We start from the raw sequence: 18,876 nt of genomic DNA, 5'->3' as shown, positions 1-18,876 counted from the left end.
TCTACTCGTTGGAGGCGAGTAATCGCCGGGCGCAGATCTCGAGGAGATCGGCCACCTGGGCGTAGGACAGCAGGCCCATCCCGCCCTGCAGCAGCGCGCCGGAGTACAGCAACTCGAGCGCGGCCAGGCTCTCGGGATCCTTCGTGCCGAGCGCTTCGCCGAGTCGATGGCGGATCTCCCTGCCGATACGGACCCGCAGGTGCTGCACGTCGGGATCATCGCCGAGCATGGCGCTGCTGACGGCCCCGGCCAAGGCGGGTTCATCGGCCACCAACATCGAGACCTGGCGAAGGACGGCGACCACCCGCGTGGTCTGGTCGGCCTCGCCGGCCGCCATGGGCGGCATCGCGACCAGGCGCCGCCAGAACACCTCGGAGATCAGGTGCTCCTTGGAGGAGAAGTACGTGTAGGCGGTGGCGGTGCCGACGCCTGCCGACGCGGCGACGAGCCGGATCGTCGTGCCCGAATAGCCCTCGCGCGAGAGGACGTCGACGGCGGCGACGGTCAGGCGGTCCACGGTATCGGCCTGCTTTTCGGTCAAGCGTCGTCGAGTTGCTTCGATGCCGGTAGGCGCGATTTCGGACATGTGTCTGGATGCTACTACAGCCGGGTGTACGGGCCAATGAGCACGCATGCTCTTGCGTCTGATCGATAAACCGAACTATATTCCGTACACCTGTCCAGACACGTATCGGAGCCTCGTTATGAACGGTCTCGTCCCCGCCGACGGCACACCACTGTTGATCGGCGGCAAGTTGATTCCGGGTGGCTCCGGTGTCTTCGCGACCATCAATCCCGCCACCGAGGAAGTGCTCGGCTACGCCGCCGACGCCTCGGGCGCCGACATGGAGGCGGCCATCGCCGCGGCACGCACTGCCTTCGACGAGACGACGTGGTCGCGCGATCCGAAGTTTCGCGCGCACTGCCTGCGCCAACTGCGTGACGTACTGGGCGAGCACCTCGAGGAACTACGGGAGATCACGATCGCCGAGGTCGGCGCACCGGTCATGCTGACCAGTGGCCCGCAGCTGGAAGGGCCGATCGCGGACCTGTCCTATGCCGCCGACCTGGCCGAAAGCTACACGTGGGAAACCGATCTCGGCACCAAGGACCTCATGGGTATCGCCAGTCGGCGGGTGATCCGTCGCGAGGCGGTCGGTGTCGTCGGCGCCATCACACCGTGGAACTTTCCGCACCAGATCAACCTGGCCAAGATCGGACCCGCGCTGGCCGCGGGCAACACCGTGGTGCTCAAGCCCGCCCCGGACACCCCATGGTGCGCGGCGGTACTCGGCCCGCTCGTCGCCGAGCACACCGACATCCCGGCCGGCGTGCTCAATATCGTCACCTCGTCCGATCACGGCCTCGGCGCCCAGTTGGTCCTCGACCCCAGGGTCGACATGATCACCTTCACCGGCTCGACCCAGACCGGCCGCTCGGTGATGGTCGGCGCATCGGCCACGCTCAAGCGCACCTTCCTCGAACTGGGCGGCAAATCCGCCGCCATCGTGCTCGACGACGCCGACATCGCGACGGCCGCGAGCTACACCGCGTTCACGGTCGCCGTGCACGCGGGCCAGGGCTGCGCGCTCACCACCCGGCTGCTGGTGCCGCGCGAGTCCTACGACGCCGCGGTCGCCGCCGCGGCCGGTGCGCTGCGCGGACTCGCGGCCGGTGACCCGACCAAACCCGGAACCGTCTGCGGGCCGGTGATTTCCGAACGTCAGCGCGCCCGGGTGGAGCGCTACCTCGAGATCGCGCGCGCCGAAGGCGGACGCATCGAGGTCGGCGGTGGCAGGCCAGCGGACAAGGAGCGCGGGTACTTCATCGAACCCACCCTGATCAGCGGGCTCGACAACACCTCGACCGTCGCGCAAGAAGAGATCTTCGGACCGGTGCTCGTCGTGATCGCCCATGACGGCGACGAGGACGCGATCCGGCTGGCCAACGAATCGCCCTACGGCCTGTCCGGATCGGTGTGGGGGACCGATCCGGACCGCATCGAGCGGGTGGTCTCGGGTGTCCGCACCGGGACCTTGAGCGTCAACGGCGGGCTCTGGTACCACGCCGACGCGCCGTTCGGCGGTTACAAGCAGTCCGGCATCGGCCGCGAGATGGGCGTCGCCGGTTTCGAGGAATACCTCGAAACCAAGCTGATCGCCACCCCCGCCTGACCTCATCGACCTCATCGCTACACAGGAGCTGAACACCATGGCACGTTTCACCGGTCGCACCGCGATCGTCACCGGCGCCGCGCAGGGCATCGGCGCGGTCTACGCCACCGCACTGGCCGCCGAAGGCGCCAATGTCGTTGTCGCCGATCTCAATACCGAGCGCGGCGAGGAGGTGGCCAAGCAGATCGTCGCCGACGGCGGGGTAGCGGCCTTCCGTCGCGTCGACGTCGCCGATCCCGATTCCGCCGCCGCGCTGGCGGAATTCACCGTCGCCGAGTTCGGCGCGATCAACCACCTGGTCAACAACGCGGCCATCTACGGCGAGATGAAACTCGACCTGCTGCTCACCGTGCCGTGGGACTACTACAAGAAGTTCATGAGCGTGAACTTCGACGGCGCGCTCAATGTGACGCGCGCGGTCTGGCAGCCGATGATCGCGGCGGGCGGCGGCTCGATCGTCAACCAGTCCTCCACCGCCGCGTGGCTGTACTCGGGTTTCTACGGGCTGGCCAAGGTCGGGATCAACGGCCTCACCCAGCAACTCGCCACCGAGCTCGGTGGTTCGCGGATCAGGATCAACGCCATCGCGCCCGGCCCGATCGACACCGAGGCCACCCAGACCGTCACGCCGGGAAACATGGTCAAGGACATGGTCAAGCGCATCCCGATCAAGCGGATGGGCACCCCGCAGGATCTGGTCGGCGCCTGCCTGTACCTGCTCTCCGATGAGGCGAGCTGGGTGACCGGCCAGATCCTCAATGTCGACGGCGGGCAGATCATCCGATGACGACCGACCCCACAAGTGCTCCGGTCGGATTCATCGGACTGGGCAACATGGGCGCGCCGATCGCGCGGCGACTGCTGGACTGGCCCGGTGGGCTCACGGTCTGCGATGTCAGGCCCGAGGTCACCGAGCCGTTCGTCGCGGCGGGTGCGCGCGCGGTCGCCGATCCGGCGCAGGTCGCCGCGCACGCCCGGATCATCTGCGTGACCGTCATCGACGACGCGCAGGTCACCGAGGTGCTCACCGGTCCCACGGGCATTCTGAGCACTGCGGCACCGGGCACGGTCGTGGCCGTGCACTCCACCATCAGTGACCGGACGGCGCAGGAGCTGGCGGCCCGGTGTGCCGAGCACGAGGTCGAATTCGTCGACGCGCCCGTCAGTGGTGGCGCACCCGGCGCGACCAATGGGAACCTGGCCGTGATGGTCGGCGGCAGTGCCGCCGCGGTGGAGCTGATCAGGCCGCCGTTCGGATGCTTCTCCGACCTCATCGTGCACGCCGGTCCGGTCGGTGCCGGAACGCGAATGAAGCTGGCGCGCAACCTGCTTCACTTCGTCTCGTTCACCGCCGCCACCGAGGCGCAGCGTCTCGCCGACGCCGCCGGGCTCAGTCTCACCGCACTCGGGAAGGTGGTCCGCCACTCCGACGCGGTGACCGGCGGTCCGGGCGCGATCATGCTGCGCAAGACCACCGCGCCGATCGACCCGGACGACTTCTGGTTCCCCATCCTCGGCCACGTGCGCGACCTCGGTGAGAAGGACCTCGCGCTCGCGCTCGATCTCGGTGACCGGCTCGGGGTCGAGCTGCCACTGGCGCAACTCGCCCTCGCTCGACTGGCCGACGGACTCGGCGTCGCCGAGCCCGCGCTCGACAAGGAGACCCCATGACCACCAACGGAGAAACTCCCGCCGACGTCCGTCAGCGTGGCCTGGCCAAGATGACCGAGGTCTACGGCTGGGAATTCGAGGACGGCCCCGGCGAGCATTTCGCCGTCACCGCCGACCACCTGTTCGCCGACATCTGGTCACGTCCCGCGCTGACCGTGCGGGAGCGCCGATTGCTGCTGCTCGGGGCGCTCACCGCCCAGGGCAATGTCGACGTGGCCGAGATCCAGATCGGCGCCGCGCTGCGCAACGGGGAGCTGACCGAGGAACAGCTGCGCGAGATCGCCCTGTTCCTGTGCCACTACGTCGGCTGGCCCGCGGGGACCAAGCTCGACGGCACCGTCGGCAAGGTGATCGCACAGGAGCGTCGCAAGAAATGACCGTCACCGCTCTCGCCGATCCGCGATCGCTGTAGCGTGCGGACGATGGTTATGCCGAAGAATCAGCCGAAAGGGCTGAACTCGCCGATGACGACCCGGATCATTCGATACGGGTCGCGCGCGCAAGCGTGGATCTATCGCCGTACCAACGGCCGCATCGGCGCCAACTGGCGGATCGGTGCCGGGTTCCGCAACCCGGTGCCGACGCTGGTGCTCGAACATCGAGGTCGCAAGTCCGGCAAGATCTTCGCCGCGCCACTGCTCTACCTCGTCGACGGTGAGGACCTGGTCTTCGTCGGCTCCCAAGGCGGCCTCGCGAATCATCCGCAGTGGTATCTGAATCTGCGCGCGGACCCGAACGCGCACGTGCGGATCCGCGCCGAGCACTACCCGGTGGTCGCTCGCGTCGCCGATGCCGACGAGCGCGAACGCCTGTGGCCGTTGCTCACCCGGCTCTACGCCGATTTCGACGCCTACCAGTCCTGGACCGAACGCGAGATTCCCGTGGTGATCCTGTCGCGCAGCTGAGCCCTCAGTCGGCCGCGAGCCGGTCGTCGTAGGCGCGACGGGCGTCGCGGTCGACATCGATGAAGGTGCGGTGCACGCCCAACCGCCGCGCCATGAACTCGCCGAGCGGACGCGGGGTCAGCTTGTTGAACGCGGCCAGAACGCCCGCGGTGCGGGTAACCGAGACGCGTCGGCGTGGCCGGGCGATCAGGGCGGCGACCGCGGCGGCGACGTCGGCCGGTTCGGCCAGTAGTACACGCGGAGCACGGGTTCCGGCGATCATCTCGGTGCGGGTGAACGTCGGCAGGACCGCGGAGAATCGCACGCCGGTGCCGCGGTGTTCCAGGCGCATGGTCTCGGTGAAGCTGAGCACGGCCTGCTTGCTCGCGCAGTAGGTGGCCATGCCCGGCGTCGGATTCTCCCCCGCCATCGAGGCCATGTTCACGATGTGGCCGCGGCCACGGGTGAGCATGTGCGGCAGGGCGAGTTTGTTGCCGAGCAGAACGCCGTAGACATTGATGTCGAGAATCCGGCGGGTGATCTCGTCGGGCTCCTCGGTGAACCGCCCGACGGGCATGATGCCCGCATTGTTGATCAGCACATCGATGGGGCCGCAAGTCTTTTCGACCTCTGCGAGGAATCCTGCGAACGACGCGGGGTCGGTGACATCGAGGTGCCGCGCCAGGGCCGCCCCGATCTCGGTGCCGGTGCTCGCGGCCGTGTTCGCGTCGATATCGCCGATCGCGACGACCGCCCCGGTCCCGACGAGTTCACTCGCGACAGCACGTCCGATGCCGCGCGCGCCGCCGGTGATGACGACGATCTTGCCCCGCACTTTCGATACATCAGACATGTGTCCAGATTGTATTCTGGACACCGTTGCGAATCAACCCGTGCCGTGTGCCGGTTCGTCGAAGCCGGGGGACTGACGAGTAACATCCGGACGCATGTCTGAAAGCGATTCCATCAGCCTCGAAGCGACGCGGCGTCGATTGACCGGCAAGCAGGCCGATACCGTCGACCGGCTGACCAGGGCCGCGCTGGTGGTCCTGACCCGAGATGGCTTCGCAGGCATGACGATTCGATTGGTCGCGGCGGAGGCCGGCGTCGCCACCGCGACCGCGTACACCTACTTCTCGTCCAAGGAACACCTGGTCGCCGAGATCTTCTGGCGTCGCCTACTGGCCTCGCGATCGCCCGCGAGCGAGGATCCCGACCCGACCGTGCGGGTGCTCGCCGAACTGCGCAACATCGCGCTGCTGGTGGCCGAGGAGCAGGAGTTGTCCGGCGCGGTCACCGGCGCGCTGCTCGGCTCGGACCCCGACGTCGAGCACCTGCGCACCCGCATCGGAATCGAGATCCGTGGCCGGATCTCTCGCGCGCTCGGCCCGGACGCCGACAACGAGGTCATCGAATGGCTCGAGATCATCTACGCCGGCGCGCTGGTGCGAGCGGGCATGGGCTATGAGTCCTACTCCGAAATCGCCGACCGCATCGAGCGGGCCGCGCTGAGGATCCTGCGTACCGCCTGAGCGCCCATTGCCGTCGAGTCGGTCGATCGATGGTCATGCCGAACAGACTGCTCGTCGGGTTTCTGTGATGAGATCCGCAAGTTTGCTGGGACTATTGCCGGGAGCACAGTCCGCGTCTCATGATGGTCTCGGAGACCATCATGATCCCGAGGAACCGCTGTGACGCATTTCGCCGCCCGCCTCAACGAGCTTTTCGACGACCCATCGGAGCCGGACGTACGTCAGTGCACGAACCGCCACGTGGCCCGCATGCTGCAGGCGGCCGGTCACCGCATCTCGGCTCCGTATCTGTCACAGCTGCGGTCCGGCAATCGTGACAATCCGTCGCCGAAAACCGTTGCGGCGCTGGCCGAGTACTTCCGGGTCACACCCGACTACTTCTTCTTCGCGCCGAACCAGTCCGACGCCGACGACCACACGTACATCCAGGCACTCGAACTCGAGGAACCGCGCGCACTGCTGTTACGCGCCGTCGGTCTGTCGGGCGAGGCCATGGACATTCTCGTCACGATGGCCGAGCGCCTTCGTGTCAGTGACGGATTGCTCGCCGTGAGCCTCGACGGCTGACCTGGCGGGCCACCGATCCGCGCACTGAATCACCGCGACGAGCCTCCCATGGGCGTCGACACCGGACAAATGGCGCACGGCCGCGAGCGCCCCGCGGTTGTGGTCGAGCGTGTTCTCGATGATCACTCGCTCGGTTCCGATGGCAATCAGGTTGGTAGACATGGGCGTTCACTCCATTCTCCTGCGGCGGACAGGGGGAATGCCAGTAACGCGTGGCGAGCGCAACGCGTCCTGCACGGGAGACGAACCAGGGGAGGGTTATCTGATGCACGCCACGGAACCGGGTGCGACCCCGGTAAACTCGACATCCCTGACCCGCCGCACGACTGACGGAGCTCGCCCAACCTGGCAAAAAGGTACGTCTACCAGCCGATTAGTACCTACGCAGAGAGGTGAGGTAATCTTTTCGAGCACCCGGAGACGGGGGCAGAACGGGCTGTGGCGCAGCTTGGTAGCGCACTTGACTGGGGGTCAAGGGGTCGCAGGTTCGAATCCTGTCAGCCCGACAGTAGAAAACCCTCTCTGACCTCGGTCGGAGAGGGTTTTCCTGTTAGCCCACCACACGGAGAGCGGGACCAGAACGGGACCGAAGGTGGTTCGAGAGCTTGTCGCCTGCCTCGGTGACCTCGCGCGCATCCGCGATCATCAATACCGACAGCGGTCTACCGCGCCGTCCTGACCGACCCCGCCTACACCTTCTTCACCGCCCCCGACGAGGTGTGCTCGGTCTGCACCACCGACTGCGACTTCTCGATCACCTACGCGTGCGAGCTGTGCGACAACCACATCTGCCACGAGTGCGGCCTGGCCTACCACGGGTGCGACCTGAACTGCTGACCACACCGAGAAGGGGGCTTCGGCCCCTTTCTCCCCTCCTGGCCGCCGTCAACGAAGCCGGTAGCGGGTCGCCAACGTCGTCGACCCCAGGCCCGGCACCCCCGCCCGGCGAATTGCTGAACGAAGGAAGCCGCGGTGAGTCGGTGGTATCGCGACCGGTGGCCGCGTGGCCCTGTTCTGGGTTGGCCTGCATTGTGATCCCGCGCCCCTCACACCTCAAGGGCGCCGATGGCGTCAGCTTCGCTGATTGCTGAGCAACCCTTGACCTGTGAGCCTCTGCGCGTGAACGGCAGGCCGTATCGGGCAGGCGGTGAGCCAGCCCCGATGTGTGCAACCCAACCCACAACAGGGCCCAATCTGTGTCGGCGCGAACGCTACTCGTCAACAATGGGCGAATGACGAACGCGGCTTGGCAGCCTCTCGGTGCAATAGACGATCCAGATAAGAGGTTCGAGGGCCTCTACCAGGATGTGCCCGCCTGGCTCGACGTATCGCTATGGGACTGGATCTATGCACGCTTCACGCGAATCACCGGCACCACCCGCATGCCTATCACCCGACTCAACATTGACCTGCTTCGACAAGCGGAGCGAGTCTGCAAATTCTCTTCCGGCTTCACTGGGGATGCGACCAAGGTGAGCAGTGCATGCCAATGTCTGAAACACGCGATCACCAGCTCCAAGGACAAACTCGCTGTGTGGCGGCTGGTCGACTTCTTGCTCTCCACCGGGGTAGGCGCACCCGCCGAGAACAAGCTCGAAACCATCCTGCTTGAGGCTGGGTCTGCGTGGACCGTCGGGATGCGCCTCGAAAAGGTAGGCCTTGAACAGCGGGTACCGGTAGGCGTCAAGGAGGCAGCTGAAAGAGTCGCAGCGCAGAGCGGCAACGCTGGCACACGGCTGGCCCAAGCATGGGCGGCAGCCTATGGCGTACAACCTGATCCAGCGAACGCCTACTCTTTGGCTATTAAGGCGGTAGAAGATGCCGTGATTCCAGAGGTGGAGCCCAACAACGCGAAGGCAACGCTCGGAACCTCAATCGGTCAGGTCATCGCTGATGGCGACTGGAAAATGCCGATGCTCCGGGAACATGCGAACCATCCGACTCATGAGGTCCTGATTGGGATGCTGCGAGCGCTGTGGACCGGGCAGCACGACAGACATGGAGGCACCGGGCTGCCGCCAGTCGGACAGGAGGAAGCAGAGGCGGCAGTCATCCTTGCAGTCGCACTCGTCGATCTGTTCGTCACCAAGAAGGCGCGGCGGGCACCATGACGCTTCGGTACGCAGTGAGTACGCAGTGCCGCCAATTGGTGCCCGTTTCAGCCAACGTTGCAACCCGGAAACCCCAGGTCAGGACCAACGAGCCATAACCAGCCCACCAGCGCAAACGCCAGGAACGGTGTTCATCATCAACACTGCGGGTAACCCGGGTCATTGGGGTTGATCCCGGCACCGATGGCCAATATCAGAGGGAGGTGAGTCTCCTGCGGTGCTGGACTCAGACTGACGCTGCGTTTGCGATGACGCTAGCCATCACGGACGAACACACAAGCGCAGCAGCGGAGAAGATGCCACCAAACCACTTAGAACCGATCATCGCCATCACCTTCCCTTCTGGTCGACGAGCCCGGAAACGAGCCAACAGACACGGAACAAGGTTGAGCATCACGGCCACCACAAACAGGATGGGTAGCGCCAGCCCCGATGTTGCCATCGGTCTCAGTCCAGCAGGACAATACTAACCCGGCTGTCCACCCCAACCCCGAGGCAGCGAGAAGGCAGCACGTTCGGGACGAAGTCGTCGACGGCCGCTCCGAGCGTCACCACGTTGTCACAAGTACCCCGAACAACCCCGGATGTGACCGGACAGAATCGGCAGGTCACGGTACGCCGGAAGATTGGCGAGTACCGGCACGAACGGGCCGATGCTGCCTCCGGAGCAGAAGGCCGCAGAGGAGGGGCGTTCAGCCTGGCTGTTAGGGTCCTCTCAATTCAGTCCACGGAAAGAGATCTTCGAACTCACGAAGGTGACGCCCCGAGAGATGGACCGTGTCACCCGGTGAAAACCATTTTGCCAATACCGTGCTTTTCTGGGGCCAATTCGACTCGACCTTGGCTTTGTTGTGTACGACGTAATGTCGGAGACGCCGAAGGTCGCCAAGTAACGGGACTTTAATATCATCGGCATGTGCTATGCCGCGCGCTTTTGCAAGACGAGGGCGAAAAATCTCTTCCCATTGCGCAAAGAACGCGACGATCCACTGCTGCCCGAGTTGGTGGTCGACGAAACCATTAACAGCCAACTTCTCTAAAGCTTCGGATCGCAGCCATCCCGAGGCGGGCGTGTGGGTATCGGAGTCGGGGCCGTCCGGGTCGTCGGTAAAGTCGATCCGGATAAATAGATCGCTGATATATGCTTTCGGAAATACTTTTTGAATATCGCGGGGAAGTTCCTCAATATGTGATGAGAAGAAAGTTAGTGCCGTCTTTGCAAAAGCAACCGAGGCAATCGAATCCTTCAGTGCTTCCCTCAGCTCCTCGATCACACTGTCCACATCAGGGGGCGTCATGCCATGATCTTGCCAGATCTGCAGTTTCAGAACAGGTTTGGGCGTGTCGTCGACCTTGTAGACCTCGTGATCGATCGATTGGCGGGTCGACACCCCCGTCAGAAGGTAGCTTCCGGTCGGCGCTGAGCGGAATCGGTTTCATCGGGATGCGCGGCATGCCGCACATGCCATGAATCAGAGTCAGCGGCGGACGGTCTGGGTACCGCACAACCGCCAGCCCAGGTCAGAGCGTCATTCCTGCCTATTCGCCTGCTTCCCAAGCTGGTAGCTCGCATGTCTCCCTCAGCGCAGAGATGACCAGTATTAGGGAGCGGGGGAGAATTGGTCGACAGCGACACAACGCTTGGTCAGGATCGAGAAACGATCGGAGAGGGTCATATGGACAAGTCAGAGATGATCACGGCAATGAGGGAAGCGTGGGAGGAAAGAACCACCGCCGCACGCCACGATTACGCACTCGGTGCAATGATCCGGTCTGCCTCGCACACCGAGGATGCGCTGAGAGCCCTTCTCCGCTTCCTAAAGCAAGAACCAATAAAAAACCCAAGATCGACCGGAAACAGCTTATGTCGACAGATCATCGACCTTGTGGGTGAACGGGACGATCTTCTGGCCCGCAGTCAAACCGCGCTTGACCGACGAAACGACTTCGTTCACGGAATATGGCTCATTGACCCGGAGGGCACATATCCGTTTTTCTTAGGTCGCGACCTCGGTAATCCTGGTGGCGTCGACCTACATGTCGTGTCAGAGGATGAGGTCTTGGAGCTGGCAGCGGATTTCAACCAGCTCAGCCACGAGCTAACGGCATTGTTCGAGTCGTTGCGACTAGGAGAAGACGCAGACCACCAGACGGCAAAAAGGCAGCGGGTGCCCCGGCACGGGACGTAACAGGACTGCGCCGGGAGGAAGCAGTTGTACCGTCGCAGTCAAACCCGATCTTCGATGCGCGTTACCGGCGGGTGCACCATCCGGTTGGGGGAGTCGTATGCCGCCTGCCAACTGTCGGACCAGGCTGCCCAGGTGGTCTTGTCAACGAGGTCACGGACTATAGCCATGAAGTCGTCGTGATCAGGAAACTGGTTTGACTCGTAGCCGAGCACAGCGGCGACAGCAGTTCGGCTCAGTCCGGTTCGATCCGCGACGTCCGTCATGGTTGTACCGGTTTGGCCGTATGCCGCCCGCAAATATCCTCGAAGGGAGTACATGTTGTCGGGGCGGTCAACACGTTGGCCGATACCCAGGTCAACAGCATCCACCAGGTTCTGCATGTCCATCAGCGGGCCTTTCTCCAGAGTCGTGACTGCGGATGACTGTACGCGCGGGCCCCGACAGGTTTGGGGGATCCTCCGTCCGCAGTCCGTCCGCAGCAGGCGCGAGTACCCTCCCATCCAGTCAACGATGTCAACGAGATAACCCCAGTTCACGCACTAAAACAGATCGCGGCCGTCAGCTACAAACTCCCTGCACAAAGTCCACGTTCTACCTGTGGGCCCATGCCGTGGGCTACCAAGCGGACGAAAGGGAGGAACCTAGACCTACCTACCCCTCATGTGGTCGAACCCGTCGTCAGCGAACACCTCGACACTCACGACGGAATCGATATCGATCGAAACCCGCGTTGAACCTGCGCGGTTGTCGGGTGAGACGATCTCGACGTTGTTTCCTTGGAAGTCCCAAACCAGCCCTGGGCCAGCGGATCTGACGTGCCTGTTCTCCTTGAAGCGGACGATGACCTTCTGACCGAAGTGCAGAGAGCTCACGATGATGCCTCGGGGTGTGTACGCACCGCCGTTTCCATACGGGGAATGGCGACCGGCCCACGAGTCGAGATGCTTCACACTCGCGTTGAGGAGCCCCTCGGCGAGCGCTGCTGCGTCCGGGCCTGCGAGATAAGCGTCGTAGTCCACTTGTTTGATGTCGGTCACTGTGCCCCAATCCTTTCCAGCGATACGTGTCCCTCGACGCTACTTGAGCGCACCGACAGGGGTTGGCTCACTTGGCCACTCGCTCGTGGTTGGAGGTCGGGCGAACGAGGGACCACAGCGGGACCGGAACGGGACCACACGCTACGAACGATGCTGAACAACCCCCATGTCAGTGCTGATCGGTGTACCAGTGAAAGATGCTTCTGACCAGGCGATTTCGCCCACCGGCTGAACTGGGGGTCAAGGGGTCGCAGGTTCGAATCCTGTCAGCCCGACAGTGAAAACCCCCTCTGACCTGGGTCGGAGGGGGTTTTTCTTTTTCGGAGATTTGACGTTTTTTCGCCAATTCCCACAGAAACCCCACGTTTTTGCACTCTGAGGACTGTCGAGAACCGGCGAGTAGCCTCTCTCGCGGCGCCTGTCAGCGAGTTCAGCGGATCACCTTTCCGCCCCTCACGCCCAGGGCTTGTCGGTCTGGAACCGACGCTGCGTGCGCCCCCGCCGGGGGGCTGACGCGGCTCTCATGATCGAGCTGCTGACTCGACTAAGGGTCAAGCGTGCCCCGCGACGTGGCGGCGCCGTGTGGATGTACGGCGAACCGCGCATTCTGGAACGCGCAGTCAGGTTCTGTAGATCCGGACCGGCCAGCATCTGCGCTGCCGAAAGCCTGCTCAGCCTGCTGCACCGGTCCCACACCACGCCGTAGGCAAGGAAGCCGCGATACACGATCTGCAGTTCCTGAAGCGCTGCCCGCCTGTAGCGCTGACCATCTGGCGAGCGTTCCGGTTGTCCAGACAGCACGTATCAAGACCTAATAGTGCTCAGCACCAGGCATTTTCGCGAAAATGCTTTTCTCAACGATACCCATGAATTCGCGTTGATTCCGGTCAAAAGTGTGGAGTTTCTGGGGGGGGGGGCTTTCCGAGCCCGAGGAGCGGTTTTACCCGCCAACCTTCTACCTCCACGGTGAAGCCGCCGACGCCCGCCGCATGGACCGCAACGATCGGCCCCCGACACCTCCCCAGCCCTCCCCACCGCCGCCCGCGCCCGTCCTATCGCCGGCACAGCTGTTCCAGGCCACGGTTGATTGGCACCGTCCTCCCACGGGGTCTGCTTGGTTTCTGGAGGTCGACTGCGATGTCGCCGTCGCCTGCTCACTGGCGCGTCCACGCCCCAAACGCGTCGACCAAACCGGCGTAGAACTGCTCTCCCGGGACTGCGCCCGGGTTCTTGCCGGCGTCGTAAAATGCGACGTTGCTGAAAGTGGCTGAAGCCGAGGCGTTGAGGTTCTTGTAGAAGGCCAGCTTGCCGCGGCCGAATCCGACGAATAGCCAGAACACTCCCATCGAGGCGGTGTTCTGCAGCAGGGAACGGATCTCAGCTTTGTCGTAAGGTTCGCTACCTACCTGGACGATCGCCAAAACCGGGTCGGAGCTACCGGATTCCTGATAGTGGCTCACGATTCGACGCATCGCCTGGGTGACGTTTCCCCAGCCCCAGTCGACCTGAGTGTGGAGCTGGCCGATCCGACCGCGGTAGTTGGTCAGGCTGATCTCTTCGAGGAACGGTTCCTCCTCGCCGGAGAAGATGACCGGGACGACACCGTCGTCATCGAGGTTCACCGACAGCGCAAGCACGCGCTCTGCGAAGGCTTGAATGGCGAACGACTCGTACATGTCTTTCATGTCGTAGTCGTGATCGAGTACGAGGTAGACGGCAGCACGGCAGTTGGTGAGCCCACTTCTCACGAGTGCCTGCCCTGCTTGGCGGGCCGGCGCCAACAGTGCGGGAGCTTGAGTCGCGACCTTCGTCAGTTCGACCGGGGAAGCAGCAGAAGCGTGGGAAGTCGGACTGGTCGTGGGTGACGGCGCGGGGGAAGGTTCGTCGTCGACACTCACGCCGAAGTCGGTGGCCAGGCCCGCGAGGCCGGAGGAATACCCCTGGCCTACCGCGCGCACCTTCCAGCTGTCGCCGCGTCGGTATATCTCGGCGAGTAGCACCACTGTTTCGCCCGCGCTGAAATCTGGGGCGGTGAAATGCAGTTCAGGTCCGGCGGACCTCAGCGTCAAAAGGGGAGCGGTGGTGAATACCGCGCCAGGATGCAACGGGTCTGCGCTAGCGATGATGATGATCTTGTCCACCTCGCACGGCACGCGGGGCAACTCGACGGTCACGGTCATGCCTGCCACCGCGACGCCATCCTGTGACGGATGGTTGTAAAACACCAGGTCGTTGTCGCTGCGTACCGCTCCGTTCGCAGCCACAAGGAGCGCGGAGACATCGGCCGACGTACCCGTAGGTGCGACCGTGCACGTAAGCGAACCAGACGTCAGAACCGCGTTCTCGCCCTTTCGCAGCATTGCTGCAGTCATGGAGAACTTCCCTTCAATGGTTGTCCCGCCGAGCGGCGGGGACCGGAGTGGCATCACAACCGAGCGCGAGTGATGTTATGGCACAATGCATTTTGAAATGTGAATTTGGAATGTTGCGGTAGGGTGCCGTTTCAGTTCCGGATCCGGATACCTGCGCAGTGCTGGCATAGACGGCCTACTGCTCGAACCGATCCAGGCCCGACGTGAACGTCCCATCACGGTCGGAGGGACTGCTGTATGGATCGGTCACTCTCACCTGCCGGGCCGGCGTCGCCGCCCTCCAACGCCGCCGCAGCCGACCGCCCTACCTCAGCCCGACCATGGCCCAGGCGATGACCGAGGACACCCGGCCCTGCCGACCCGCCCTGTCACCACGGGAACGCGAAGTACTGCTGGAATGGTTCCAGACCGAGTCCAAAGCGCCTGTCGCACAACGTCTCTACATCTCCACGGGCACGGTCAACACACACCTGGAACGCATCCAGACGAAGTACGCCCAAGCCGACCGACCCGCCTCGACGAAAGCGGCGCTCGTGGCGAGAGCTATCCAGGACGGTTTGGTCGACCCGAACGACCTGTGACCGGGCACCTGTTCGACGGCCGGTCCACCGCGTTGCCAGTGTGACGTTGCCCGCGATCGATATTGTCGGCGACGGCTCGCCCGCCGATCGGCTGTGGCGTGCTCTGAGATCCGCGGGTGCGGGACCGGTGACCCGCCAGCAAATTGCTGGCGAGCAAGCGCCCGAAACTGTTGCCCGTTATCGAAGGCGTCGTCAAGGACATCTTGAATCAGTCAGATCGACAAAGCTATTGGATTACCCTGCATTCGATTTTGCGAGGCGACGAGCGCGCACTCGTCGATATCCTCGCCGCGGCCCGCTCCGATGCTGAGATGGGCGACGACATCAGCCTGATTCGGTGTTTCGATGTCGTGGTGTGGATGGTGGGTCGCCGAGACGGGCACCTTCGCCCCCGCGGCCGATATTGAATCTCCGGGATACCGCCGATCCCGCGCAGGACCCAGTCGCCCAACCGTTGAGTAATCAATTGGGCGACTGAGCTTCTCGAACTACGTGCGGGCCATCAGTTGGCGAGCACGATCACCTTGGTCGTGGTGACTGCGTTGGACACCTTGATGTACGGCTTGTCGGTCTTCGAGCCCGGTGAGAAGACCACCGACGTCACCCCGGACTTGCACTCGTTCTGGTTCACCCGGCTTCCGGCGCAGACCGCCGCGAACAGCTCACGTGGCTTGGCGCGCACGTATGAGATGTGTTCGATGCCATCCAACGTCGGTGACTGCGCGGCGACGGAAACCAACCGTGCCGGGTTTCCACTCACCGAATTCGGCGCCACGGTGGGGACCTTGGCGAAAAAGTCGGCGACAACCTGCTCCGCGGTAGGCGAGTCCTGCACGGTGATGCGGGAAATTCCGTCTGTAATGATGTATTGGACGGCGCCCTGTACGACCTGTTCCATGAACCATTTGACCTTTTGACTGATTACCTTCGTGTCGATCTTCGGCACAGGCCGTTGGTGCACGGGGCCGCCGAAATCGGGAGCGGCGGTCGCAGTGGGGGCGGCCACAGTGCCGACCATGACTATTGCGGCCAGGATGAGCCCGGTCGAGATGCGAAGCCACGAGAAAATTTTCATTGGAGCCTCCGATTCTGTCGGATAAGCGGTACTACACCTTCGGGTCGTGATGAAGCCGCGAATCCGTTCTGGGCGGGCCACTTCGGGTCGCCGTAGCTCAGCGTATGACGAGGTAGCGGATGTCGGTATCGGCTGTCGGACCTACAGAGAGGTCCACGCTTGTCGTGGCGAAATCGGCTCCGCGGGTGGACCGAGTCATGATCAGCCGTGGCAGGCATGGTCGGCGGGTGTCGGCTGTCCGGGACCTATGGCACCTACGTCGCCTACCGGAGACGCTGTCGCCATCGGTGCGTATCGTTGACCGGTCCTGATGAGAAGGGCTGTGTATGAACGAGTTTCGAGAAGGTCAGTCGGCGGGCAGTCGGAGACGGCAGGCGAAGTGGTGGTTCGTCGGTGGGGCACTGGTGACGACCGCAGCCGCTGTGGTGGCGGTCGGTGTCGTCCTCGGCCCATCGAACAACGCGTCCGGCGTCGCCACAGGCCAGGCAAGTTCGGTCCCGTCCGCGCCGCCGATCCCGGCGACGGACAGCTTCGGTTGGGACCCGTGCGGCTACCTTTCACCGGAGCTCTAACACCGATGTGGCAGGCACTGACCCCGCCACCGGTCGCCCCCGAGTCTCCAAGACGAGATTGCCCGAAACCCGGACCCCCTCACTAATGACGTCCTCGAAGAGACATCTGATCTGTTCACTCTCGTAGATGGAATTGATGCCACGCTGCTAGAACTCATCCGCGACGAGATCGGGGCCGAGGAATTTATCCGGATCGCCGAGTCCGTCGCTTCGGCCACGTTCGCTGCCCGCCAAGCAGACGCCGACGAATACCAAGTGCTAACACGCGTTTTCAATCTGCGCGCGCAGCGCATGTTGGACATGCACGCTTCCGGCCCGTGATACCGGCGCCCGACCCCGCATTGTCGCGGCCGTGGTCGACGATCTCTACCCCCGGTTCGCGAACTGGAACACCGTCGAATCGCCGACCGACGGGCAGATGCTGCGCGTAATCATCGACTGGGCGTATCGGCAACCGGGCTTCACGAACGATCTTGAGCGGGCGTACGGGAGCGCGAACGCACACAGCCCCGCCTCCGTGACTGCACTGCTGGTTTCCTGGCTTGAGGGCAGTTCCTATGCGCAGATGGCGACCACTGCGGGACTGGAAGTCGACATATTGTTGAAGGTGCACACGCAGGTGATCAGCCATGCGCTGGCAACTTTGGTCGAGCAAGCCGTCGCCCTCCTGCGTCAGGTATCGACTCGGGACGGTACGACCGTCTCCGAGGCCGTTGCGTTGCTGCCGGACTACCTGCGCTACGGCGTATCCTCACCAGCGGCAAGAACACTGATGGCAAGCGGGGTTCGCCACCGACGAGCGGCTTTGGCGCTCGTCGAGAACCTGGACACGACCGATGTGACAGCTCCACGGTTCAATCGCGCCGAAATGGCGGCGGGTCTACTTGCCGACGATGAATTTTGGATTGGCAGGCTGGGGGTACTGCTATATCGGCGAACGATCGCGGATCTATCCGGCACACGTTGACGCCGTGAGGACCCTCTTGCCGAACACGCCGATCACCCGAGATCCCGACGTGGCGCAGGACTGGTTCACCCGATTCGAGGGACAGCGGCGTGTGACGATGTCGGCTTCTCCAGCCAAAACGGGGTCACTACACGACTATCCCGGCCAGGGCTCGATGAAGAAGGTGTTCGGATGAAGAAGGTGTTCGGTAGAGCCACCCGGAACCGCAGCCTCGAGGCCAAGGGCCGAGTCGGTCAAGCCAAGGGCAACCTCAAGCAGTCCGGCGCCAAGGCCAAGGACGCTTTCAAACCCTAGAACCTGCATGTCGATGCGCTGTGCTCAACCCGCATGGCGCACCGGCCATCCCCGCAAAACCACCCCGAAATGAGCTCGTCCGCGCTGCAACTGCAATCTCGGTGCTCTCGTCGAGGCGGGTCAGGGGCTGGGTTGTGGCACATGGCAGTCGGTCACCTTGGGATTGACCCCGAAATAGTTCAGTGGTCCCGCGATCACGGTCACCGCAATCGTCCCGACACCGGCGCAGTTCTGTTCTGCGTCGGTGAAATATCCGCGTTGCCCGGCCGCGATCGCGCCGATGATCAGCCATACGAGCACTAGCAGGGTGATCAAACGCATCACGCACCTCCTCCGTATTCGAGGGACGGACCGGAGACCGAGACCTCGCGGTTTCCGCACGTTCGTTCTGATCGGTCGAGCGTGCCTCGATCCGTTGCCGTTCTGGTCGTCGATCCGGACCGGCGGTCAACCCAGTGCGAGACCGCAGGAACGCGCCGCCCTTGTCCGCGCAGTAACGGCCCGGCGTCAGTAGTAGTGGCGTCGGCCACCGACTGCGCGGCCCATCGCCCCCAATACCAGTAGCACCACACCGATGATGAGGACCACGACCCCGATGGCCCAGAGAATCTGGATATTCAGCAGGAATCCGGCAACGAGAAGGACAATTCCGAGGATGATCATGGCGGTACCTGGTTTCGGTGCTGGAGCGGGAGGCGGGTGCACAGTGCTTGCGCACTCCGCGGAAGGCCACATCGACGGTGTGGGGAATTCAGTGTTTGAAGGCGTCTTTCATATTTGCTCCGGCCTGCTTGGTGTTGCCAGTGACTTTATCGATACGACCCTTGGCCCGTAGACAAGTGTTTCCGGC

At 63.5% G+C, this 18,876-nt stretch carries 23 protein-coding genes and 1 tRNA gene; 15 read left to right on the top strand and 9 right to left on the bottom strand.

What is annotated here, in order from left to right:
* Nucleotide 1: 1 nt before the first annotated feature.
* Entirely contained in the window at nt 2-586 is a 585-nt protein-coding gene (locus ACLJPD_RS28340; protein ID WP_410876203.1) for a TetR/AcrR family transcriptional regulator, read from the bottom strand.
* 118 nt (nt 587-704) lie between these two features.
* On the opposite strand from ACLJPD_RS28340, the gene ACLJPD_RS28335 reads away from it, so the two are divergent.
* Genes ACLJPD_RS28335 through ACLJPD_RS28315 form a run of 5 tightly spaced genes read left to right on the top strand, consistent with a single transcriptional unit; the run spans nt 705 to nt 4,750 of the window.
* The gene (locus ACLJPD_RS28335) at nt 705-2,174 is read left to right on the top strand and encodes an aldehyde dehydrogenase (protein WP_410876202.1); all 1,470 of its coding nucleotides are present in this window, start codon (nt 705-707) and stop codon (nt 2,172-2,174) included.
* A 37-nt stretch (nt 2,175-2,211) separates the two neighbouring features.
* On the top strand, nt 2,212-2,961 hold the full coding sequence (locus ACLJPD_RS28330) for an SDR family oxidoreductase (RefSeq protein WP_410876201.1): 750 nt from the start codon (nt 2,212-2,214) through the stop codon (nt 2,959-2,961).
* Nucleotides 2,958-3,845: an NAD(P)-dependent oxidoreductase gene (locus ACLJPD_RS28325; protein ID WP_410876200.1), complete on the top strand. Its 888-nt coding sequence runs from the start codon at nt 2,958-2,960 to the stop codon at nt 3,843-3,845. The genes ACLJPD_RS28330 and ACLJPD_RS28325 overlap by 4 nt, the downstream gene beginning before the upstream one ends.
* Nucleotides 3,842-4,222: a carboxymuconolactone decarboxylase family protein gene (locus tag ACLJPD_RS28320; protein WP_410876199.1), complete on the top strand. Its 381-nt coding sequence runs from the start codon at nt 3,842-3,844 to the stop codon at nt 4,220-4,222. Before ACLJPD_RS28325 ends, ACLJPD_RS28320 begins: the two co-directional genes overlap by 4 nt.
* A gap of 51 nt (nt 4,223-4,273) precedes the next feature.
* Entirely contained in the window at nt 4,274-4,750 is a 477-nt protein-coding gene (locus ACLJPD_RS28315; RefSeq protein ID WP_410876332.1) for a nitroreductase family deazaflavin-dependent oxidoreductase, read from the top strand.
* Between the two features lie 4 nt (nt 4,751-4,754).
* Here the strand turns inward: ACLJPD_RS28315 and ACLJPD_RS28310 are convergent, their stop codons facing one another.
* Nucleotides 4,755-5,582, bottom strand: coding sequence for an SDR family oxidoreductase (locus tag ACLJPD_RS28310; RefSeq protein ID WP_410876198.1), 828 nt, complete (start codon nt 5,580-5,582; stop codon nt 4,755-4,757).
* Between the two features lie 94 nt (nt 5,583-5,676).
* Here ACLJPD_RS28310 and ACLJPD_RS28305 point away from each other — a divergent pair, with 94 nt between their 5' ends.
* The 4 genes from ACLJPD_RS28305 to ACLJPD_RS28290 all read left to right on the top strand — a co-directional run bounded on the left by ACLJPD_RS28305 (nt 5,677) and on the right by ACLJPD_RS28290 (nt 8,939).
* Entirely contained in the window at nt 5,677-6,261 is a 585-nt protein-coding gene (locus ACLJPD_RS28305) for a TetR/AcrR family transcriptional regulator (protein ID WP_410876197.1), read from the top strand.
* 159 nt (nt 6,262-6,420) lie between these two features.
* Complete coding sequence (locus ACLJPD_RS28300) at nt 6,421-6,828, top strand: helix-turn-helix domain-containing protein (RefSeq protein ID WP_410876196.1); 408 nt, start codon at nt 6,421-6,423, stop codon at nt 6,826-6,828.
* Nucleotides 6,829-7,260: 432 nt separating this feature from the next.
* Nucleotides 7,261-7,334 (top strand) — tRNA-Pro (locus ACLJPD_RS28295).
* A 726-nt stretch (nt 7,335-8,060) separates the two neighbouring features.
* On the top strand, nt 8,061-8,939 hold the full coding sequence (locus ACLJPD_RS28290) for a hypothetical protein (RefSeq protein WP_410876195.1): 879 nt from the start codon (nt 8,061-8,063) through the stop codon (nt 8,937-8,939).
* Nucleotides 8,940-9,643: 704 nt separating this feature from the next.
* Here ACLJPD_RS28290 and ACLJPD_RS28285 read toward each other — a convergent pair.
* Nucleotides 9,644-10,330: a hypothetical protein gene (locus ACLJPD_RS28285; RefSeq protein WP_410876194.1), complete on the bottom strand. Its 687-nt coding sequence runs from the start codon at nt 10,328-10,330 to the stop codon at nt 9,644-9,646.
* 228 nt (nt 10,331-10,558) lie between these two features.
* Between ACLJPD_RS28285 and ACLJPD_RS28280 the strand changes: the two genes are divergently transcribed.
* Nucleotides 10,559-11,128, top strand: coding sequence for a hypothetical protein (locus ACLJPD_RS28280; protein ID WP_410876193.1), 570 nt, complete (start codon nt 10,559-10,561; stop codon nt 11,126-11,128).
* Nucleotides 11,129-11,166: 38 nt separating this feature from the next.
* On the opposite strand, the gene ACLJPD_RS28275 is transcribed toward ACLJPD_RS28280, so the two are convergent.
* The 3 genes from ACLJPD_RS28275 to ACLJPD_RS28265 form a co-directional block, all read right to left on the bottom strand.
* Nucleotides 11,167-11,514: a hypothetical protein gene (locus ACLJPD_RS28275; RefSeq protein ID WP_410876192.1), complete on the bottom strand. Its 348-nt coding sequence runs from the start codon at nt 11,512-11,514 to the stop codon at nt 11,167-11,169.
* A gap of 261 nt (nt 11,515-11,775) precedes the next feature.
* Nucleotides 11,776-12,165 (bottom strand): hypothetical protein, encoded by a 390-nt coding sequence (locus ACLJPD_RS28270; RefSeq protein ID WP_410876191.1) that lies wholly within the window; start codon nt 12,163-12,165, stop codon nt 11,776-11,778.
* A gap of 1,154 nt (nt 12,166-13,319) precedes the next feature.
* Nucleotides 13,320-14,537: a VWA domain-containing protein gene (locus tag ACLJPD_RS28265; RefSeq protein WP_410876190.1), complete on the bottom strand. Its 1,218-nt coding sequence runs from the start codon at nt 14,535-14,537 to the stop codon at nt 13,320-13,322.
* A gap of 203 nt (nt 14,538-14,740) precedes the next feature.
* On the opposite strand from ACLJPD_RS28265, the gene ACLJPD_RS28260 reads away from it, so the two are divergent.
* Both ACLJPD_RS28260 and ACLJPD_RS28255 read left to right on the top strand, forming a co-directional pair.
* Entirely contained in the window at nt 14,741-15,118 is a 378-nt protein-coding gene (locus ACLJPD_RS28260) for a LuxR C-terminal-related transcriptional regulator (RefSeq protein WP_410876189.1), read from the top strand.
* 143 nt (nt 15,119-15,261) lie between these two features.
* Nucleotides 15,262-15,525, top strand: a complete 264-nt coding sequence (locus ACLJPD_RS28255) for a DUF6308 family protein (protein ID WP_410876188.1) — start codon at nt 15,262-15,264, stop codon at nt 15,523-15,525.
* Between the two features lie 95 nt (nt 15,526-15,620).
* Here ACLJPD_RS28255 and ACLJPD_RS28250 read toward each other — a convergent pair whose 3' ends face one another.
* Nucleotides 15,621-16,064: a hypothetical protein gene (locus tag ACLJPD_RS28250; protein WP_410876187.1), complete on the bottom strand. Its 444-nt coding sequence runs from the start codon at nt 16,062-16,064 to the stop codon at nt 15,621-15,623.
* A gap of 1,053 nt (nt 16,065-17,117) precedes the next feature.
* Here ACLJPD_RS28250 and ACLJPD_RS28245 point away from each other — a divergent pair.
* Genes ACLJPD_RS28245 through ACLJPD_RS28235 form a run of 3 tightly spaced genes read left to right on the top strand, consistent with a single transcriptional unit; the run spans nt 17,118 to nt 18,026 of the window.
* On the top strand, nt 17,118-17,732 hold the full coding sequence (locus tag ACLJPD_RS28245) for a hypothetical protein (RefSeq protein ID WP_410876186.1): 615 nt from the start codon (nt 17,118-17,120) through the stop codon (nt 17,730-17,732).
* Between the two features lie 4 nt (nt 17,733-17,736).
* Entirely contained in the window at nt 17,737-17,907 is a 171-nt protein-coding gene (locus ACLJPD_RS28240) for a hypothetical protein (RefSeq protein ID WP_410876185.1), read from the top strand.
* Nucleotides 17,904-18,026, top strand: coding sequence for a CsbD family protein (locus ACLJPD_RS28235; protein ID WP_410876184.1), 123 nt, complete (start codon nt 17,904-17,906; stop codon nt 18,024-18,026). The genes ACLJPD_RS28240 and ACLJPD_RS28235 overlap by 4 nt, the downstream gene beginning before the upstream one ends.
* A 120-nt stretch (nt 18,027-18,146) precedes the next feature.
* On the opposite strand, the gene ACLJPD_RS28230 is transcribed toward ACLJPD_RS28235, so the two are convergent.
* Both ACLJPD_RS28230 and ACLJPD_RS28225 read right to left on the bottom strand, forming a co-directional pair.
* Nucleotides 18,147-18,347: a hypothetical protein gene (locus ACLJPD_RS28230; RefSeq protein WP_410876183.1), complete on the bottom strand. Its 201-nt coding sequence runs from the start codon at nt 18,345-18,347 to the stop codon at nt 18,147-18,149.
* A 186-nt stretch (nt 18,348-18,533) separates the two neighbouring features.
* Entirely contained in the window at nt 18,534-18,689 is a 156-nt protein-coding gene (locus ACLJPD_RS28225) for a DUF6131 family protein (protein WP_410876182.1), read from the bottom strand.
* Nucleotides 18,690-18,876 lie beyond the last annotated feature (187 nt).

The organism is Nocardia sp. A7 (assembly GCF_046549215.1).
Classification (GTDB): domain Bacteria; phylum Actinomycetota; class Actinomycetes; order Mycobacteriales; family Mycobacteriaceae; genus Nocardia.
This window is presented reverse-complemented; position numbering and strand designations above follow the sequence as displayed.

What these genes read in the sequence shown, in the direction of transcription:
- ACLJPD_RS28340 (WP_410876203.1), bottom strand. Translation starts at nt 586, where the DNA reads ATGTCCGAAATCGCGCCTACCGGCATCGAAGCAACTCGACGACGCTTG.
- ACLJPD_RS28335 (WP_410876202.1), top strand. Translation starts at nt 705, where the DNA reads ATGAACGGTCTCGTCCCCGCCGACGGCACACCACTGTTGATCGGCGGC.
- ACLJPD_RS28330 (WP_410876201.1), top strand. Translation starts at nt 2,212, where the DNA reads ATGGCACGTTTCACCGGTCGCACCGCGATCGTCACCGGCGCCGCGCAG.
- ACLJPD_RS28325 (WP_410876200.1), top strand. Translation starts at nt 2,958, where the DNA reads ATGACGACCGACCCCACAAGTGCTCCGGTCGGATTCATCGGACTGGGC.
- ACLJPD_RS28320 (WP_410876199.1), top strand. Translation starts at nt 3,842, where the DNA reads ATGACCACCAACGGAGAAACTCCCGCCGACGTCCGTCAGCGTGGCCTG.
- ACLJPD_RS28315 (WP_410876332.1), top strand. Translation starts at nt 4,274, where the DNA reads ATGCCGAAGAATCAGCCGAAAGGGCTGAACTCGCCGATGACGACCCGG.
- ACLJPD_RS28310 (WP_410876198.1), bottom strand. Translation starts at nt 5,582, where the DNA reads ATGTCTGATGTATCGAAAGTGCGGGGCAAGATCGTCGTCATCACCGGC.
- ACLJPD_RS28305 (WP_410876197.1), top strand. Translation starts at nt 5,677, where the DNA reads ATGTCTGAAAGCGATTCCATCAGCCTCGAAGCGACGCGGCGTCGATTG.
- ACLJPD_RS28290 (WP_410876195.1), top strand. Translation starts at nt 8,061, where the DNA reads ATGACGAACGCGGCTTGGCAGCCTCTCGGTGCAATAGACGATCCAGAT.
- ACLJPD_RS28275 (WP_410876192.1), bottom strand. Translation starts at nt 11,514, where the DNA reads ATGGACATGCAGAACCTGGTGGATGCTGTTGACCTGGGTATCGGCCAA.
- ACLJPD_RS28265 (WP_410876190.1), bottom strand. Translation starts at nt 14,537, where the DNA reads ATGACTGCAGCAATGCTGCGAAAGGGCGAGAACGCGGTTCTGACGTCT.
- ACLJPD_RS28235 (WP_410876184.1), top strand. Translation starts at nt 17,904, where the DNA reads ATGAAGAAGGTGTTCGGTAGAGCCACCCGGAACCGCAGCCTCGAGGCC.
- ACLJPD_RS28230 (WP_410876183.1), bottom strand. Translation starts at nt 18,347, where the DNA reads ATGCGTTTGATCACCCTGCTAGTGCTCGTATGGCTGATCATCGGCGCG.
- ACLJPD_RS28225 (WP_410876182.1), bottom strand. Translation starts at nt 18,689, where the DNA reads ATGATCATCCTCGGAATTGTCCTTCTCGTTGCCGGATTCCTGCTGAAT.